The sequence below is a fragment of the Bacillus sp. HMSC036E02 genome (assembly GCF_001836235.1).
GTDB classification, from domain to species: Bacteria; Bacillota; Bacilli; order Bacillales; family Bacillaceae_G; genus Bacillus_A; species Bacillus_A cereus.
In genome coordinates this window covers 305,287-322,570 of the sequence record NZ_KV827857.1, presented here as the reverse complement: position 1 = coordinate 322,570, position 17,284 = coordinate 305,287, and the positions used below count along the sequence as shown (strand labels likewise).

Sequence of the window (17,284 nt, the reverse complement as noted above, 5' to 3'; positions counted from 1 at the left end):
ATGTTTAAATGGCTCAAGCCAGCACCTGCAATTGAAAGATTGCCAGCGGATATGATCGATCGTGTATATCGATTACTACGTATTCGTGTGTTAATCGGGATTTCAGTTGGATATGCTGCTTATTATTTAGTTCGTAGTAACTTTACGTTATCAAGTACGTATTTAGTACAAGAATATGGTTTTAGTACAGCTGAAATTGGTCTACTAGGCTCAGTAATGGCAATTGTTTATGGATTTAGTAAGTTCTTTATGGGTAATTTATCAGATAAAGCTTTCGCCCAGCGCTTTATCGCAGTCGGTTTATTCTTATCAGGGCTTGTAAATATTTGTTTCGGCTTTGCATCATCATTTGGGATGATTGTTACATTACTTGTTGTTAACGGTATTGTACAAGGTATGGGAGCACCACCTTGTAGTATTGTTATGACGAAATGGTTCTCGAAGAAAGAACGTGGTACGAAAACAGGTCTTTGGAATATTTCACATAACGTTGGTGGAATGCTTGTGCCACCACTTGTCGGAATTGGTGTAGGTATTTTCGGTGAAAATCATTGGCAAGGCGGCGTGTTTATTTTCCCTGCGATTATCGCAATGGTAATTGCAGTACTTGTTTGGATCAATGCGAAGGATACACCAGAATCTGAAGGTCTTCCTCCAATTGATGAGTATCGTAATGACTATGAAAATCTTGAAAAAGCAGATAATGCTAACAAGATGTCACCAAAAGAAATTTTAATGAAGTATGTAGTGAAAAATAAATTTGTATGGTTCTTATGTATTGCGAATGCTTTTGTTTATTTAATTCGTTTCGGTGTTATTAACTGGGTTCCACTTTATTTAACGACAGTTAAAGGATTTTCAAAAGCAGAAGCGCATGCGGCATATGCAATCTTTGAAGGTATGGCAATTCCAAGTTCATTAATCGTTGGCTTTTTAAGTGATAAATTATTTAAAGGAAAACGTATGCCATTATGTATTATTAGTATGGTTGGAGTTGTTATTGGTACGTTTATATATTGGCAAGCAACTAGCGTACTTGTTGTAAGTATTGCAGTTTCTATTATCGGTTGTTTAATTTATGTACCACAGTTCTTAATCGGTTTAAGTGCGATGGAATTAGTACCGAAATTTGCAGTAGGTACGACAGTTGGTATGTGTGGTCTATTCGGTTATGTAGGCGGAAGTCTTGTAGCTAACGCAGCAATTGGTGTTATTGTTGATAGTTCTGGCTGGGATGGTTGTTTCATCTTACTATTAACAGGTGCGGTTTTATCAACAATCTTCTTATTTATTGTTCAACGTGGACATGAGAGAAAAGATCCTAAAGTAGCGTAATATTTTGTTTGAAAAAGCTATCCAATTATTATTTTGGATGGCTTTTTCTATATAATATAATCTTTCCTTAAATCTATCTTAAAAGATATAATGTCATATTTCTAATCATTGGAATTTTTGTTACAATATAAATGGATGTGTAAAACTTTGTAAAAACAATGTAATAATATGTAATCTATTTTCAGAAAGTTTTATACAATTTTTATATTAAACTATTAGGTTATAAAAAGGAGAGAGAATATGTTACCAAATACGGTTCGTACTCCAAACAAGAAGAAGAAATGGATTATTATTGGGGTTATTGCACTAATTGTTATTGTAGCGGCAATTAATATTTTTGTTATGCAAGGTAAAAAGAAGGGTGCATCAACAAATGCTGATGCTGTAAGTTTTGAGAAAGTGACAGAGCGTAAGCTGAATAATACGAAGTTAATTTCTGGTCAGGTGAAGCCTGGTAATATTGAAAGCTTCTATGCAGATCCAGCCAAAGGGAAAGTGAAAGATATTGAGGTAAAAGAAGGGCAAGAGGTAGAAAAAGGTACGAAGTTATTCTCTTATGATAATGAAGAGATTAATCTTCAAATGAAGCAAGCTGAGCTTGATCAGAAGATGGCAGATATGCGTTACGATCAAGGGAAAAAGAAGATTGATTCGTTGAAGAAAGAAATTAAGAAGGCGAAAGATAGCGGAGCTGGGAAAGAAGTAACAGATCCGATGGACGAGCAAGTAAACGAGTTAGAGATAGGGCAAAAAACAATTGACCTTGAGAAAGAAAAAGGAAAGTTGCAGAAAGAAGAGTTAAGTAAGAAGCAGAAAGAACTTACGATTTATAGTAATTTCGCTGGTGTTGTTCAAAAGTTAGATAAAGATGCGGCACAAAGCTCCTCTCAAGCGTTAGGTGGTCAAGGAAAAGCGTTTTTACAAGTAGCTTCTAAAGATCCATTCCAAGTTCAAGGTACGTTAACTGAGCTTCAGAAGTCACAAATTCAAAAAGATCAAACATTCACTGTAACGGCGAAAGCAAATAATAAGAAGAAGTGGACAGGTAAGATTACAGAGGTAAGTGAGTTCCCAACAAGTGCAGAGATGGCGCAAGCTGGCGGCATGGGTGAAGCAACTCAAAATATGTCTCAATATACATATAAAGCAAGTCTTGATAGCCAAGACGGTTTATCTCCAGGTTACCACGTTTCTCTGCAAGTAAACTTAGAGAATAAGAAGATGATTGCTGTCCCAAGTAAGAGCATTGTAGCAAAAGGCGATGATGCATTTGTTTATGTTGAGGATAAAGGTAAGCTTCGTAAACAAAATGTGAAAAAAGGTTCTACTGATGGGGACTGGACAGAGGTTGTAGAAGGCGTAACAGTGGGGCAAAAGGTGGTTAAAAATCCTTCCGACGATGTGTATGACGGAATGGAAGTGAAAGAGAAATGATTACGTTAAATAATATTGCTAAAACGTATTATCAAGGAAAGTTGGCAGTGCCGATTTTGCACGGTATTAGTTTAACGATTCAGAGCGGTGAGTTCGTTTCGATTATGGGACCGTCTGGCTCTGGTAAGTCGACGCTTATGAATATTATCGGTTGTTTAGATCGTCCAACAGAAGGCGAATATATGCTGAATGACGTGAATATCTTAACAGCAGACGAGTCAAAGCTTGCTTTAATTCGTAATGAATATATTGGCTTTGTATTCCAGCATTTTAATTTACTGCCTCGTCTTTCAGCAGTGGAAAATGTTGAGCTTCCGCTCGTATACGGTGGCGTGAAGAAAGCAGAGCGTCGCAAGCGTGCTTTGGAGGCGCTAGGTAAAGTTGGATTGGCAGATCGCGTGCATCATTTACCAAATGAGTTATCAGGTGGACAGAAGCAGCGTGTAGCGATTGCAAGAGCGATTGCAAATAATCCAACGTTTATTATGGCCGATGAACCGACTGGTGCACTTGATACGAAGTCTGGTGAGCAAGTTATGAATATTTTCACGAAGCTTAATGCAGAAGGTACGACGATTGTTATGGTTACGCATGAAGAGGAAGTGGCAGCGTATTCTTCCCGCCGCATTGTACTGCGAGACGGGAAAGTTACAGAAGATAGAAGGTGTGCGGTATGAGTTTACTAGATAGTATAAAAATTGCCTTATCTTCTATTTTAGCTCATAAACTGCGTTCAGCTCTTACGATGCTGGGTATTATTATCGGGGTAGGTTCGATTATTACTGTCGTTGCAATTGGGCAAGGCGGGGAAGCGATGTTGAAATCAAAATTCGCAGGTTCTGGTGGTAATAACCTTATGCCAATTCAATTTAAAGCAGATATTAATGATGAATTTGCTATAGGTGGATTTGAAATACCGAAGTTAACGGAAGAGGATATTTTGGAAGTAAAACAAGTGAAAGATGTTTCACACGTTATTACAACAAATTCGACAACAGAGACACTTGATGTAAATGATAAAAAAGCAAGGCTGAATGTTATTGGACTTGATAATGAATATTTTGCGGTTAATAAAGTAAAGGTTGTAAAGGGCCGCTCCTTAAATGAATCAGATATTTCTCACGCGAATAACGTTGTGATGATTAGCACAAAAACAGAGGAAACGTTATTTAAGGACGTAAACCCAGTTGGACAAATTATTGAGATGAAGGGACAGCCAATGCAAATTATTGGTGTGTATACATCAGATAATGAATTTATGGGATTTGAAATGGAAGAAGCGTTAATTCCTCTTACGTTATGGCCTGTTTTATATGGGACAGATGATATTCAAAATATCGCAATTCAAGCTAAAAATGTAGACAATTTAGAAGCAGCAGGGAAACGAGCTGTTGATGTATTAAATAGTCGTAAGCCAAGTGAAATCCCAGGTAAATATGAACTGGTGAATTTAAAAGAACTCCAAGAAAATGTTTCTAAAGTAACTAGCATCATGACGATGATTATCGGTGGTATCGCTGGTATTTCATTAGTCGTTGGTGGTATTGGTGTTATGAATATCATGCTTGTATCTGTAACGGAGCGTACACGTGAAATTGGTGTACGTAAAGCACTTGGAGCAACACGTAGTAAAATTTTATTACAGTTTTTAATTGAAGCCGTTATGTTAACACTTCTAGGTGGTTTAATCGGAATTGGTCTTGGGTATGGCGGAGCATATATCGTTTCTACATTCGCAAAATGGCCACCACTCGTTTCATGGGAAGTTGTCGTTGGAGGCGTACTGTTCTCAATGACACTCGGTATTATTTTTGGATTAATTCCAGCAAACAAAGCTGCGAAATTAGATCCAATTGAAGCATTGCGTTATGAGTAATTAATAGTGTAGTAGAACTACACATTACCGTTCTAGTGGGCGGTTCGTAGCCTCTATATGAGGAAGTGAACCGCCCGTTAGAACGGGTTATATAAATAGAAGGAGGCGTTATAATGGAAGCAAATATTAATACGCAAGATGTAGGTGCGAAGAAGCCATCATTATTAGGAATGATTACTTCTCCAGGTGAGCAATTTGAGAGAATGAAGACGAAAAGTCCAGTATGGGGGGCATTTTTCCTTTTCATTATATTAACAGCTGTAATTGCAGGGATTAGCATGTATCAAGTAATGAATCATCCTGATGTAATGAGTGAGGTGCCTGATGCTGAAACGGCTAAAGTTGTTGGTTACTTCGGAATAGGAGCAGGTATTGTTGGAGGGCTATTTGGTACTGCGATTTGGTTCTTCATTGCGGCAGCTATTTATAAAGTGATTATGATGTTTATGAGTAATGATACTTCATACATGAAATTATTATCTATTTATGTCTACACATATACGATTTCAATTTTAGGTGCAATTGTGAACTTTATTATTAGAATGATTCTTGGTGGAGATATTGAAACTTCTTATACAAGTTTAGCAACTTTATTTGAGCCAGGTACAGTTGCTCATGGTGCTGCTTCATCATTCGAAGTTTTCAATATTTGGACATTAGTTGTAATGGGATTAGGATTACATATTACGGCTGGATTAAGTAAAAAACAAGCAACGATTTTAATTGTTATTTTCTTTATTCTTTCAGTTGGATTTACTAGTTTAAGTGGTCTAGCTCCAAAATTTGGTGCATAATTTATTCTTTTAGAAAAAGGTGACTCTTCAAGAGAGTCACCTTTTTTATTTTTACCCCTATTTCAAATACCACCAACAAAATTTCAAATACTAGCTGGTGTAATTTCAAATTCCGTCGGTAGTATTTGAAATTACTCACAGTGAAATCTTTTCTTTATTTTTATATTGTGAAGGTACCGCGGAATACTAGAAAGGTATACCTTTTAGAAACGGGTACTGTGTGAAGCCAGCCACTTTTAAAGAGGCAGTTGTTTTGTATGAAGGGATGATTGTAAATCAAATAAAGAAATTAGGTATTCGTCAAGATTATGAAGAGTATTATCAATGTGGTTTAATTGGTCTTTGGCATGCGTATGAAAGATTTGATGCAAAGAAGGGGTATTTCCCTGCATATGCACTTGTAACGGTGCGTGGTTATATATTAGAAAGATTGAAGAAAGAATCTACTTTGCAAGAAAGGTGTGTATGTGTAGGAGAGTATGAGGATATCTTTCATTTTGAAGATGTTGAAATAAGAGTGAAGGATTTTATGAGTGTGTTAGACGAGAAGGAGAAGTATATTATTTTTGAACGTTTTTTTGTAGGGAAGACGATGGGAGAAATCGCTTTAGAGACGGAAATGACATATTATCAAGTAAGATGGATGTATCGGCAAGCAATCGAGAAAATGCGGGATAGTGTAAAAGGATAAAAATAGAAAATAGAATGGAAGGTAAGGAAATACTACCTTCCATTCTATTTGTTATTAAGGTGATGAATCTTGCATGTTCATTTGGGATAATACATATCCAGCTTTCCATAATTGCTGGCTTAACTTATGGGGACTAATTTGTATCGTTACGGTAGCTCCATTTGAAAAATGAATTTTAGCTTGTTTAGCTTTTTTGAAAAACTCTATTGTATGAACATGTTTGAAGAAAAGCCAAATGCAATTTGGAGAAGCAGGAGATTCTGTTGGGAAAGCACAAATATATTCTCTATGATTGATCGGAATTGGAACGTTTTGTTTGAATTTAAATTTTGTTTTTACGGCATTACGTCTCCCTTGATAAGTAGAATGAATATTTGTTAGACAAGATTTCTGTATAAGTTGGAGAGCAGTTTGACAGGAGTAAAGATGGTTCCCGCTACTGTCGATAATTTTTGTGCGGTAATAAGGGTGTTTACATGGTTCAAGCATCATTGTAGAACTAGAAATAAAAATGTTGTTTTCATTATCCATAATTCTATATCCTCCCTTATAATTTTTATTCCGAATATAATTATATATAAATTAAGTAAATTTACTGTTAATATTCTATTTCATATTGTAAATTTTGTCTATTCGTTTACAATCAATAGGTGATAGTCTTTCTAATTTGCATCGCTTGTACATATATATGAAAATAGAAAAGAGTAGGCGGTGATATAGTATGAAGAAAAAGTATATTATTATGGCTTTAGTTGTCGTTCTCCTAGTATATTTAGCAAACAGTAATCCGAGTAAGGGAGAATATACAGAATGGGCAGCGAAGCAGTTTATGAAGCGTAATGATGTGAGTAAGAAGCTAGATGAAGTTCAAAAAGAGAATGAAGAGGGTCTCCTTGGCGACTTGGCATCGGCCGGTAAAAAGTTAGCCAAAAAGTATGTTGAGCCACAAGTTGGGTTATTAATTGATCATTATACGAAGCGAAATGATTATATATTCTTCTCAACATATACGACTGAGTTTGATATAGGTGAAGAACATTATAAGTACGTATGCGTCGGTTTTTCAAAGATTTTTATCCCGATTGAAATGCCGAAGAAAAAAGACGAATCTGCAAAATGATGCAGATTCGTCTTTTTCATTTTATAGAGTAATGGGAACTTCAGATACATTTTTTTCTACAAGGCGAGCTCCCTTTTTTCTTGTATTTTCATCAATGGATGAAAATACAGATGAGGCAAGGATTGTATCCATTACTTGATTTACGACTTGTGCATCGATTGGTGTGATGGGCGTATCGATAGAAAAAACGACTGTTTTTCCATCTTCCTTCGCGAAAATCAACTCTAGTACTTGCATGTGTTATTCCCTCCTTTGTATTTATCCCGCTATTTACGGGATTTGGGTCTGCCGGTTAAATTGCGGGCTAATAATCAGCGGGGATGAATAAAATCCCCACTGATCCGAGTTTTACTTTATAGTTTAGAAAGATCTGATGTGCTTACAAGTTGTACAGCGTGAAGCGGTGATGCTTGTAAGGAAGCTAGAGCATGAGCTACATTGTGTACTTGATCTAAGCTCGCATTTGTTTTAACACGTTTAAATTGTTTGCTCTTGAAAACTGTTTTGCCGTTCTTATCTAATCCGTTGTTTAAGACAAGACGTAAAGTTAAATCCATTACGATTGTTTCAATTGCCATGTGTATCACCTCCTTTCACTTTATAAATAGGATGCAAATGTCATGTTTTGGCGTGAAATTTTTTCTTTTTTTTGGTACCCTTAAAAGATTAAGAGAGGAGAATTCTGGATAATGAATCGTAAATGGTTATTTTGGATTCCTGTATTACTATGGATGGGGCTGATTTTCTATTCTTCGGCACAACCATATAAAAAGCAGGATATGCGTTCAGATATTGAACAATATGTAAATGTTGAATTTGTGAAAGAGCATTTTTCATGGGTATCTATCGATTATGGTGGAGGAACCCCTGTTAGTATTGCGAATAAAGGTGTAGGCGGATTTATTGAGTTTTTCCTTCGTAAAGGTGCTCATTTTATGGTGTTCTTTATGCTAGGTTCATTGATTTATTACGCTTTTCATCGATCAGGTCATTCGAGGAAAAGATGTTTTATATATGCCCTTCTTTTCGTTGCGGGTTATGCAACATTTGATGAAATTCACCAATGGTATACGGGAGACCGTACACCAATGTGGCAAGATTCATTGCTTGATACGTGCGGCGGGTTAACGGGGATTATAATAAGTAATTGGTTTTGGAATAGAAAAAAGCGCTAATCTCATTTCGAGATTAGCGCTTTTTTTGCGGGTAGTAAAACTCTACGTAATTGGCCTAATTAAAGTTTCACTTTATCCCGCATTAACGGGCAGTAAGACCCCCACCTCAAAATTCAGTGAAAGTAAAAAAGTTAGGTGGGGGGCAGGCTGCCCGTAAAAGCCCGATTGGTGAGGGCTGATAATCAGTGGGAGATGAACAAAACCCCCACTAATTCAAGTTTCACTTTATACACCGAGTAATTCTTTTAGTTCGTCTGTTGATAGTTCAGTCATCCAACTATCGCTTGTGATGACTGCATTGTTTAGAGATTGTTTTCTTTCTAGCATTTCATCAATTTTTTCTTCTAATGTTCCTGTTGTAATGAGTTTGTGAACATGAACAAATCGTTTTTGACCAATGCGATATGCGCGGTCTGTTGCTTGATTTTCCACAGCTGGGTTCCACCAACGATCGTAGTGAATGACATGGTTGGCAGCGGTTAAGTTTAATCCTGTTCCGCCAGCTTTTAAGGATAAGATGAAAATGTCATACGTTCCGTTTTGGAACTCCTCAATCATCTTGTCGCGATCTTTTTTCGGTACACTACCGTTTAAGAAGAGGACACGCTGGCCGAATTTTTCTTCTAGCACACGTTTTAGCATGTTCCCCATGCCGATGTATTGAGTGAAGATGAGGCAACTTTCATTTTGATCTTTTATATTTTCGATGAGCTCCATTAACGTTTTTGTTTTCATAGAGCGTTCAACGACATTTTGTGGCTCTTCTTCTTTTAAATAAAGAGCTGGATGATTACAAATTTGTTTTAGCTTGTTCAGCATAAGTAATATAAAGCCGCGTCTTTCAATTCCACTTAATCCTTCGACATTTTGCAGTGTATCTTGAACAAGTTGTTCATATAAGGAAGCTTGTTCACCAGTAAGAGGACAGTAAGCTTTTTGTTCTTGTTTATCTGGTAAATTTAATGCGACTGTTTGATCTTTCTTCGTTCGGCGCAGTAAAAATGGTGAGATAAACCGTTGAACTTGCTGGATTTTTCCTTCATCACGATCCTTTTCAATTGGTGTGACGAAGCGGCGTTGGAATTGCCCTAAGCTTCCGAGATATCCATGATTAATAAAGTCGAAAATGGACCAAAGTTCAGCGAGGCGATTTTCCATCGGTGTACCAGTTAAAGCGATTTTGTGATTTGCTTGCAAGTTTCGTACTGCTTTCGACTGTTTCGTATGTGGGTTCTTAATATTTTGTGCTTCATCCAAAATAACAGCATCCCAGCATAATGAAGTTAGTTCTTCCTCATCGAGTTGAGCCAATGCATAAGATGTTAATACAACATCTGCTGATTGAAGGAAATCTTCAAAAGAATTGCCCTTATCTCTATTACTTCCGTAATGTAATTGAACACGTAAATTCGGTGCGAAACGCTCAAATTCTTTTTGCCAATTTCCAAGAACAGATGTCGGCGCTACGATTAATGCAGGGCCTGTTTTGAGATTGTTTTCTTTTATATATAGTAAGTAAGAGATTGTTTGAATACTTTTCCCGAGTCCCATATCGTCAGCTAGCAATGCTCCAAATCCAAGCTTTCGTAAATATAACAACCATTCAATGCCGTGTTGTTGATACGGACGAAGTGTTGCGTTTAGTGAAGTAGGGACATCTACTTTTGGAATATCTCCAATATGAAGCAGCTTTTGGAATAGTTCCTCATAATATCCATCTAGTTCAATTTCAATATCAGTAAACGGACTATCATCTTCTACAATTTCTGTTTCAGCCGTATTTGATAAATGTTGCTGCAGGACATCTTTCATCTCTAGTCCGTATTTATCGGCACGGTTCATGAGTTTCCTTACTTCTTCGATAAAGGCTGGATCTAGTCGCATCCATTGACCGTTTATATTAAATAGACGTTTGTTTTGTTCAACGAGTTCGAAAAATTCGCTTTCTGATAAATCAATGCCGTTCGTCGAAATGCGCCAATCAAAATTAACGAGCGTATTCATACCGAAGAACGATTGTGTTTGTGCTGTATTTTGCTTCAGCTGGACACGTAATTTCGGTTTTGTTGCTTTTAAATTTTGCCACCATGATGGTAGTAAAATTGTAATGCCGGCTGCAAGTAACTCGTCGCTTGCTTCTGTTAAGAAGTTCCACGCTTCTGTTTCAAAGAGTTCATTTCGGAACGTATCTCCTTCTTTTAACCACGGTATGAGCTTACTAAAACCTTCTTGTGTTTCTGTAATCCGTTCTTCGTAATCGTGCCATCTTTTCGGTAAGGAATCGATGTTTTCATATACATATATGCGATGCGCCCCGCGCTTTGGTGTCACAATTGTTTCAAGCTTCCACATTTCAAATTCTTCTTGTGGTTCTTGTAATCTTAGTCCGATTGTAAACGGAAGATCATCTTCAATATAACCAATTTTTCGAAGCCAATCTTCTTCATGTAGTGCTGTTTCCAGTTGTCTTTTCGTAAAGTCATAATGTTCATATAGTCTTTTAGCATCTTCCCAGCCGTCATTTGAGCGGTTGTCTTGTAATATGCTTTCATTTACTGCTGCTGAGAAAAGCGATGCTAATGTTTCATCTTCAATTGGTGTATTTTGAACTTTCCAAGATGGTTGTTTAGGCCAATGATTCATATCTGGTACGAAACTACCACTCGTAAAGGCATCCCATAGTTCATTTGCATCTTTCGTAAGTGCTGTAATCGTGCCATTTATTTGAATATGTGCAAAGGAATTCATCGGTTTGTTTGCAATGTATTCAAAGGCTTGTGCATTTGTTAGCAGCACACCTTGTTTTCCTTCGAAGGTTGCTTCTTTTAGAAACGTACCGTAGAAAGAAGTGGAGTGCCATGTGAATGCATTTCGTTTCCAACTTGTTACGGATAATGGAGTACCGCTGTCATCTTCTCCCCAAAGGAACCAACCTTGACTAACATGCTGGAGCCTAATTGTTACTTCAGTTTGATTGATCATCGATTAATTTTCCTTTCCGTAATTCCTCTTGTAGTGCACGCAGGCGTGAATGGAGATTGGCGATGTGAATAATGAAAGCATCCCATTCATCGGTGCGTTTTAATCGTTTATATAATGTCCGTAATTTCTTTAAGTAACGAACTGCACGTTTATATGATTTACGATTTCGTTCTTCAATCGCCTCTACAGCAGCAAGATGGTAAAGAGGAAGTGCCACTTCTGGCGCTTCTTTTTCAATATCTTTCAGTGGCTCTTTCAACAGTTCAATTGCCTCAAATCCATATAAGAGATGAAGCTCTGCCCATGTGCGATACTGTTTTTTCGCGAGTACGTACTGTTCGTAGTTTGTGAAACTATACGGTAATAGTTCTTGTAAAATCATTTCAAAACCAGCTTGTTCATTTGTATGTGTTGCGTATGTTTCATACATGATTACAAATAGCCGAACGATATCTTTTATGAAAAGCGTATTTTCGTGATCTTGGATCGTTTTCTTTACTTGTTTATACGTAAAGGAAAGCCAGTTTTTTGCACGATCCCATTGCATGGCACTTAATAGTTCTTCTAACCAATAGAAGTATAGACTCACAACAGAAGCAGGCTGTTTTTTTAGTAAGTCCATCGCTAGTAGATCTTCGTCATTCAAAAAGAGAAGATGGGAAGACGCTAACGCTTTGGATAGTGGATTGATTTTCGTATCGATTCGTTTTTCTTCTTCTTGTATTTTCTCTTTATTGTTTAAAAGTTCACTCCATATGTGACGATAAATGAAAAATCGCTCTTGCGTATAAGTGTCGGTAGAGAAGAATACTTCATGAACGAGACGAGCTGTTTCTTGCAAAATTATTTCAGACTCTGAAGGAATCGCTTCTGATTGTAAGTCCCGAACGATGGATTCCACTTTGTCTACAAATAGGCGAATGACATTAACAGGTTGGTGATAAGAATACGTTTTGTTTGCTTCGAATGCCTGAATTTCTTCTAATAATTTTTGAAAGCAGTAAATTGCTGCATGTAACCTGAATAATTCATGTATGGCGATGACGCGCGGAGCTTTCCGCTCAAGCTTCGTATAGAAATCTGTAAAGATACTCATAAGAAAATACATTTGTTTATAAGTAAGGCGAGCTTGTTCTTTTTTAAATGATTCATATTCTTTTTCAAAATATGATTCCCAACTTTTATAATCCGTTTCTTCAAAAGCTGATGATTGCAATACTTGTCTTGCAGTTCGAATAGGAGGAAGGGAAGGTCTCGTATTATTTTTAAATAAAGTTAATACATCTCCTACTTGCCCGAAACTAGACGCTGCAGATAGTAATACAGCGAGCATATGCTCACATTGTGTTGGTGCGAAGCAATCACAATAACTTTCAGCGACATTACGAATCGGAATATGAACGCTATATACGTTGCCTTCCGCATCTACAGTTCCTGATAGTGTATAACCATCAAAGTCAACGTTGTAGACAACACCACTACGATATAGGTGCCGAGCTGTAGCGACATGTTCCTGATCAGCTGTTTGCTGTGGATCTAGTCCTTGAACGAACTCATTCGCAATCATCATAATTTCATCTTTCGTAATTGAGTGTTGCAGCATAATATTCCTCCGTACACATATTTCTTTCCTTTACCATTATAAACAAAAAATGCTCAAAACAGAAAAAATGAAATTTGGATTACATAACTTGAAAATCATGGTAATATATAAAATGTTAATTTCATATATTAATATATACGTATAGGGGGAGAAATAATTTGTCAGATTTACAGACGAAGTTAGGTAGTGGGATGAATAAGTTACAAGAAGGAATAGAACAAGGGAAAATGAAGTTGCAAGTTGCACAAGAAATTGCTCAATTGAAAAAAGGAATGCAAGTGCAAATGCAGAAAAAAGCAGAGGTTCTATTAGAGGTTGGGCAGCAAGTGTATGTTCAATTAAGAGGAAGTGGAGTAAATGAAGCGAGCTTAAAAGAAATGATTGCTCCAGTTCAAGAATTTGATGTAGCTATTTATCAAGCAAGAAAGCGCATTGTTGAATTGCAAAAACAACAAGGTGAAAAAGCTACATGTGAATGTGGTGGACCTTTATCAATAAATGATAAGTTTTGTGGTTCGTGTGGAAAACCTAACCCGATGTTAGCAGTAGAAAATGAAGGTGAAACGGTAAATTGTATTTCATGTAATGAGCATATCGATAAAAACTCTACTTACTGTCCAGTTTGTGGAATTAAGCAAAGTGGGGAGTGAATTAAATGTATTGTCGCACATGTGGAAAACAACATGGTGAAGAAGTAAATTATTGCCCAAATGAAGGTAGTATGGAGATTGCAGGAGCTATAGATGCAGTAACATTAGAAAAAGATACTGCAAAATACTGCAAAGGTTGTGGCAGTGAAAATGCTCAAAAAAATTTATATTGTCAAAAGTGTGGGTATTCTTTATCTGTTGTGAAGAAAAAAGAACAATCTGTAAAATTGCCTACAATGGATGGTACTCCTAAAGTTGAATTTAAAGCAGATAAAGCCGTTTTACAAAAAGGTTTTATTGGTGGGGCTGTTGCAAGTATTCTCATGTTAATTGCTGGTTGGATTGGTAGTTTATTATTTGCTTCTATGTTAAGTGAGATGTTTAGCAAATTTGCAAAAGAATTAGAAATGTTGCCAAGTTTTTATTCGAGTGCAACTTCTACGATGTTAAGTTACCATTTACTTGGTTTTACAGCTAACGATGATAGTGGATTGATATTTTCTTTATCTTGGCATACTCCATTTACATTATTATTAATCATTCCATTTATTATTTTCGCTGGTACAGGAATTTGGTTAGGGAAACAGCATGTTGCGAAAACGATTAAAGATCAAATCTTTATGGCAGCAACAGTTGGTATTATTTATGGCGTCTTTTTATTCATTATAAGTTTTATAGCATCACAATCTTTTGCAATTCCATTCTCAGAAGCAGGTAAGATTACGGTTGGCTATTCAGCGATTAAGAGTTTATTGAGTGGTTTTGTATGTGGGACATTATTTACCTTATTAGGATTTATTGCTCATACAAGCAAAAACAATATGGCAGTAGCATTTCAAGAGTTAATGCCATATGGAGCGTCTGTGTATTACGGTGTTTCAGCTATGATAAAAGGACTTTTAGTAACAGCGGTAGCGGTTTGTATTATGGCGTTAGTAAGTAAGGAAGACGGTATTGAACCATTAAAAGAAATAACAACTTTAAAATCTGAAAGTACATTATTAGCATTAGAGTTAACACCTCAATTATGGAGTATGGCTCATTTTGCGCCGTTAGAAGTATCAAGTCCAGCACTTAGTAAAGAATTTACTAGAATGGGTAAGAAATCAAATACATATGAGAGCACACTATCGTTTTCATTTATATCAGGCGTCTCTGTAAATGGCGTAGAGCTTAGAGAGATATTGATTTCAAAAGGAGTAAATGAGGAAAGCCTTGCAGAATTTGATAAAGTGAATAACGTATTCCATTATGGTTTATTACTGCTTATTATTCCATTGTTCTTTATGTTTAGAGCGGGAAGAAAGTTAGCTAAATTACCGACTGCCAATATATATATTACATTAGCGGTATGTAGTGGTTCTTACACAATTATGATGATTGTAATGAATATGATTTCTAAGTTCCAAATTAATGTTTCAGGAACGGTAACAGGTTTATTTGGAACAAGTGGAACGGTATTATCTATGCAAAATTCATTTATATATTTAACTTTGTTTAGCTTGATTGTGACATATGTAGCGACATTTGCTGGAATGAAATTAGCTAAAAAATAGGAGGAGAGCACGTTGAAGTTTTGTGGAACATGTAAAAAGAACGTTGCAGACCATTTGAACTTTTGTCCGGAGTGTGGGAGTAAAGTAGAAGTAATCGTTGATAACACTGCTGCTTCATATACAGAATTACAAAGCGAGACAAAATCAGTGAAAAGTAAGAAAAATTTATTTTTGATCATTGGTTTTGCTGCTATTGCTGCATTATTATTTGGGGCATATAAATTTGGAGCATATAAGTTTTCAAAAGAAAAGCAAGTAAATGTAATGATTGAAGCATTCCAAAAGAAAGATATTAATGCAATTGATGAGTTTGTAAAAGCGAATGATTCAAGCTTAAAGATTAAGACAGAGGATATTAAAGCGTACATGCGTTATTTAAAAGAGAATCCTTCTTACAACAAACAATTACTGTCTTATTTACAGAAAGAGACAGTAGATCAAAAGTTAACTAAAGATAAATCTTCATTTAAGGACGGGGAAATAGTAGAAGAGGGAAAAGAGTGGTTCTTATATCCAAAGTATAAGTTTAGCATGAAATCTTATTATATGAGCATTAGTACAACTGCAAAAAATGCAGAGATATATGTGAATGACAAAAAAGAAACAGAGCTTTCTAGTGATAAAACTTCGAAAGAGTTGGGGCCATACTTCCCAGGTACATATGTTGTAAAGGCAACGGCGAAGACAGAACTGACTGAATTAGAAACAGAGAAAGAAGTAGATCTAGCGGATGAACAGAGCGAGAAGGTGAAAGTGGATTTATCGCTTGAAGGCAAGTATGTAAGCATTTCTTCTGATGAAAGTGATGCAACTGTATTTGTGAATGGGAAAAAACGTGGAAAATTAAATTATGGAAGTTATAAGCTTGGTCCTGTATCCACAGATGAAACAGTAGAAGTACATTTAGAGAAAACTACTGATTTTGGTGTGATGAAATCTGAAAGTGTTAAAATTGGAGACCAAAGCACGTATTATTTAAAATTCCCGAAAGAAACATCAAGTTCAGCAGTGGGTGAATTTGTAAGAAATCATATTTATGATAACGTACGTGCAATTTCATTAAATGATTTTAGTTTAATTGAAAAGAATTATGATAAGAGTGGGAAATCGTATAAGGAAGACCGTGATTATATACAGTATTTACACAAAAAAGGAATTACAGAAGACTTATTAACAATGGAAGTTCGTAATGTAGAGCGTCAAAGTGATACGAAATATAAAGTAACGACATATGAAGAGTATCATATTCGTTACGGTGATGGATCTGTGAAGTTCAAAAGTTTTAATAACGAACATATTGTAACTGTGAATGGAAATGGAAAGATGCTGTATCATTCTCTTGGTGCAAATAATACGTTGAAATCAGAAGATGTATCTGGTCCAACTCGTTAATATGAGAGAAGCTGTTCAATATTTGAACAGCTTCTTTTTTTGTAGCTAAATCGATATTTCGTTTTGAACCGTTGATATATCGTAAGTTATGATAGATATAATTGAAAAATCGTTGATATATTTTTTTACAATTATGAGTGCGTTTCCTTTAGTATCGCTTGTACATATGGATCATGTAATATCTGCTCTATAATTGGTAACATGTTTTGTTCAAATGGAATGTCGATAGGAAATGGCTTTTGAGAGCCTGGTTTTATTCCATATTGCACAATTTTGTAATGTGTATTGTTTTCAGACTTGAGCACAATTAACTTATAGCGGTTATCATCGCCAGCGAGTGAGAAATCAATAGACGTAGCGTTATATGTTACTTCATCTTTATATATGTACGGTTTTGGCGTACCAATCCAGTCTACTTTTGCTTGTACATTCATGGGCATAGCCTCCTTATATGTATTATAAATAAATAAAAGCCAGCTCTCAATAAAGAGAACCGGCTTGTAATTTAGCAGTCATTGGTTATTTTAAAATTTTCACTTTAACAGTTTTGCGTCCCCATTTTTGAGCAGCGCTATCTGATCCAAGTAAGATATCAATACGGTTACCTTTAATTGCACCACCAGTATCTCCAGCGATAGCTTCTCCGTAACCTTCTACCCATACTTTAGATCCTAAT

General features: G+C 36.1%; 18 protein-coding genes. 11 read left to right on the top strand and 7 right to left on the bottom strand.

The features are described 5' to 3' along the window. From pgtP to HMPREF2590_RS22750, 6 genes are all read left to right on the top strand, one after another. On the top strand, positions 1-1,335 hold the full coding sequence (gene pgtP / locus HMPREF2590_RS22775; RefSeq protein ID WP_000477602.1) for an MFS transporter: 1,335 nt from the start codon (positions 1-3) through the stop codon (positions 1,333-1,335). A 240-nt stretch (positions 1,336-1,575) separates the two neighbouring features. Further along, positions 1,576-2,769, top strand: a complete 1,194-nt coding sequence (locus HMPREF2590_RS22770) for an efflux RND transporter periplasmic adaptor subunit (RefSeq protein WP_000937316.1) — start codon at positions 1,576-1,578, stop codon at positions 2,767-2,769. Then, on the top strand, positions 2,766-3,446 hold the full coding sequence (locus tag HMPREF2590_RS22765; RefSeq protein WP_000631626.1) for an ABC transporter ATP-binding protein: 681 nt from the start codon (positions 2,766-2,768) through the stop codon (positions 3,444-3,446). The genes HMPREF2590_RS22770 and HMPREF2590_RS22765 overlap by 4 nt, the downstream gene beginning before the upstream one ends. Beyond that, positions 3,443-4,645 (top strand): ABC transporter permease, encoded by a 1,203-nt coding sequence (locus tag HMPREF2590_RS22760; protein ID WP_000054355.1) that lies wholly within the window; start codon positions 3,443-3,445, stop codon positions 4,643-4,645. Before HMPREF2590_RS22765 ends, HMPREF2590_RS22760 begins: the two co-directional genes overlap by 4 nt. A 113-nt stretch (positions 4,646-4,758) precedes the next feature. Beyond that, entirely contained in the window at positions 4,759-5,439 is a 681-nt protein-coding gene (gene yknW, locus HMPREF2590_RS22755) for a YknW family membrane protein (protein WP_000387922.1), read from the top strand. Between the two features lie 220 nt (positions 5,440-5,659). Next, a complete protein-coding gene (locus HMPREF2590_RS22750) occupies positions 5,660-6,130 on the top strand; it encodes a sigma-70 family RNA polymerase sigma factor (RefSeq protein WP_043327963.1) in 471 nt (156 codons plus the stop codon). A 54-nt stretch (positions 6,131-6,184) separates the two neighbouring features. On the opposite strand, the gene HMPREF2590_RS22745 is transcribed toward HMPREF2590_RS22750, so the two are convergent. Beyond that, on the bottom strand, positions 6,185-6,661 hold the full coding sequence (locus HMPREF2590_RS22745; protein WP_000368309.1) for a competence protein ComK: 477 nt from the start codon (positions 6,659-6,661) through the stop codon (positions 6,185-6,187). A gap of 190 nt (positions 6,662-6,851) precedes the next feature. Between HMPREF2590_RS22745 and HMPREF2590_RS22740 the strand changes: the two genes are divergently transcribed. Continuing rightward, a complete protein-coding gene (locus HMPREF2590_RS22740) occupies positions 6,852-7,250 on the top strand; it encodes a DUF4359 domain-containing protein (protein WP_000731405.1) in 399 nt (132 codons plus the stop codon). 21 nt (positions 7,251-7,271) lie between these two features. Here the strand turns inward: HMPREF2590_RS22740 and HMPREF2590_RS22735 are convergent, their stop codons facing one another. Further along, a complete protein-coding gene (locus HMPREF2590_RS22735) occupies positions 7,272-7,487 on the bottom strand; it encodes a DUF2922 domain-containing protein (protein ID WP_001197593.1) in 216 nt (71 codons plus the stop codon). Between the two features lie 116 nt (positions 7,488-7,603). After that, positions 7,604-7,828 (bottom strand): DUF1659 domain-containing protein, encoded by a 225-nt coding sequence (locus HMPREF2590_RS22730; protein ID WP_000963861.1) that lies wholly within the window; start codon positions 7,826-7,828, stop codon positions 7,604-7,606. Positions 7,829-7,939: 111 nt separating this feature from the next. On the opposite strand from HMPREF2590_RS22730, the gene HMPREF2590_RS22725 reads away from it, so the two are divergent. Continuing rightward, positions 7,940-8,425: a VanZ family protein gene (locus HMPREF2590_RS22725; RefSeq protein WP_001080707.1), complete on the top strand. Its 486-nt coding sequence runs from the start codon at positions 7,940-7,942 to the stop codon at positions 8,423-8,425. A gap of 225 nt (positions 8,426-8,650) precedes the next feature. On the opposite strand, the gene HMPREF2590_RS22720 is transcribed toward HMPREF2590_RS22725, so the two are convergent. Further along, positions 8,651-11,407, bottom strand: a complete 2,757-nt coding sequence (locus HMPREF2590_RS22720; protein WP_000610113.1) for a DEAD/DEAH box helicase — start codon at positions 11,405-11,407, stop codon at positions 8,651-8,653. Further along, positions 11,391-13,010, bottom strand: coding sequence for an SWIM zinc finger family protein (locus HMPREF2590_RS22715; RefSeq protein ID WP_000939152.1), 1,620 nt, complete (start codon positions 13,008-13,010; stop codon positions 11,391-11,393). Before HMPREF2590_RS22715 ends, HMPREF2590_RS22720 begins: the two co-directional genes overlap by 17 nt. Before the next feature lie 158 nt (positions 13,011-13,168). Here HMPREF2590_RS22715 and HMPREF2590_RS22710 point away from each other — a divergent pair, with 158 nt between their 5' ends. From HMPREF2590_RS22710 to HMPREF2590_RS22700, 3 genes are read left to right on the top strand one after another with little or no spacing between them, the layout of a single operon-like run. Next, entirely contained in the window at positions 13,169-13,660 is a 492-nt protein-coding gene (locus HMPREF2590_RS22710; RefSeq protein WP_001281753.1) for a zinc ribbon domain-containing protein, read from the top strand. A gap of 5 nt (positions 13,661-13,665) precedes the next feature. Continuing rightward, positions 13,666-15,216, top strand: coding sequence for a zinc ribbon domain-containing protein (locus tag HMPREF2590_RS22705; RefSeq protein WP_000271643.1), 1,551 nt, complete (start codon positions 13,666-13,668; stop codon positions 15,214-15,216). A 12-nt stretch (positions 15,217-15,228) separates the two neighbouring features. Beyond that, positions 15,229-16,608, top strand: a complete 1,380-nt coding sequence (locus HMPREF2590_RS22700; RefSeq protein WP_070861534.1) for a zinc ribbon domain-containing protein — start codon at positions 15,229-15,231, stop codon at positions 16,606-16,608. A 131-nt stretch (positions 16,609-16,739) separates the two neighbouring features. On the opposite strand, the gene HMPREF2590_RS22695 is transcribed toward HMPREF2590_RS22700, so the two are convergent. Beyond that, positions 16,740-17,042: a DUF3910 family protein gene (locus HMPREF2590_RS22695; protein WP_001102539.1), complete on the bottom strand. Its 303-nt coding sequence runs from the start codon at positions 17,040-17,042 to the stop codon at positions 16,740-16,742. Between the two features lie 85 nt (positions 17,043-17,127). Continuing rightward, the coding region (locus HMPREF2590_RS29475) for a 3D domain-containing protein (protein WP_256325174.1) at positions 17,128-17,284 on the bottom strand (157 nt) is incomplete at its 5' end.

What these genes read in the sequence shown, in the direction of transcription:
- pgtP (WP_000477602.1), top strand. Translation starts at nt 1, where the DNA reads ATGTTTAAATGGCTCAAGCCAGCACCTGCAATTGAAAGATTGCCAGCG.
- HMPREF2590_RS22770 (WP_000937316.1), top strand. Translation starts at nt 1,576, where the DNA reads ATGTTACCAAATACGGTTCGTACTCCAAACAAGAAGAAGAAATGGATT.
- HMPREF2590_RS22730 (WP_000963861.1), bottom strand. Translation starts at nt 7,828, where the DNA reads ATGGCAATTGAAACAATCGTAATGGATTTAACTTTACGTCTTGTCTTA.
- HMPREF2590_RS22745 (WP_000368309.1), bottom strand. Translation starts at nt 6,661, where the DNA reads ATGGATAATGAAAACAACATTTTTATTTCTAGTTCTACAATGATGCTT.
- HMPREF2590_RS22725 (WP_001080707.1), top strand. Translation starts at nt 7,940, where the DNA reads ATGAATCGTAAATGGTTATTTTGGATTCCTGTATTACTATGGATGGGG.
- HMPREF2590_RS22735 (WP_001197593.1), bottom strand. Translation starts at nt 7,487, where the DNA reads ATGCAAGTACTAGAGTTGATTTTCGCGAAGGAAGATGGAAAAACAGTC.
- HMPREF2590_RS22760 (WP_000054355.1), top strand. Translation starts at nt 3,443, where the DNA reads ATGAGTTTACTAGATAGTATAAAAATTGCCTTATCTTCTATTTTAGCT.
- HMPREF2590_RS22705 (WP_000271643.1), top strand. Translation starts at nt 13,666, where the DNA reads ATGTATTGTCGCACATGTGGAAAACAACATGGTGAAGAAGTAAATTAT.
- HMPREF2590_RS22765 (WP_000631626.1), top strand. Translation starts at nt 2,766, where the DNA reads ATGATTACGTTAAATAATATTGCTAAAACGTATTATCAAGGAAAGTTG.
- HMPREF2590_RS22695 (WP_001102539.1), bottom strand. Translation starts at nt 17,042, where the DNA reads ATGAATGTACAAGCAAAAGTAGACTGGATTGGTACGCCAAAACCGTAC.
- HMPREF2590_RS22740 (WP_000731405.1), top strand. Translation starts at nt 6,852, where the DNA reads ATGAAGAAAAAGTATATTATTATGGCTTTAGTTGTCGTTCTCCTAGTA.
- HMPREF2590_RS22715 (WP_000939152.1), bottom strand. Translation starts at nt 13,010, where the DNA reads ATGCTGCAACACTCAATTACGAAAGATGAAATTATGATGATTGCGAAT.
- yknW (WP_000387922.1), top strand. Translation starts at nt 4,759, where the DNA reads ATGGAAGCAAATATTAATACGCAAGATGTAGGTGCGAAGAAGCCATCA.
- HMPREF2590_RS22720 (WP_000610113.1), bottom strand. Translation starts at nt 11,407, where the DNA reads ATGATCAATCAAACTGAAGTAACAATTAGGCTCCAGCATGTTAGTCAA.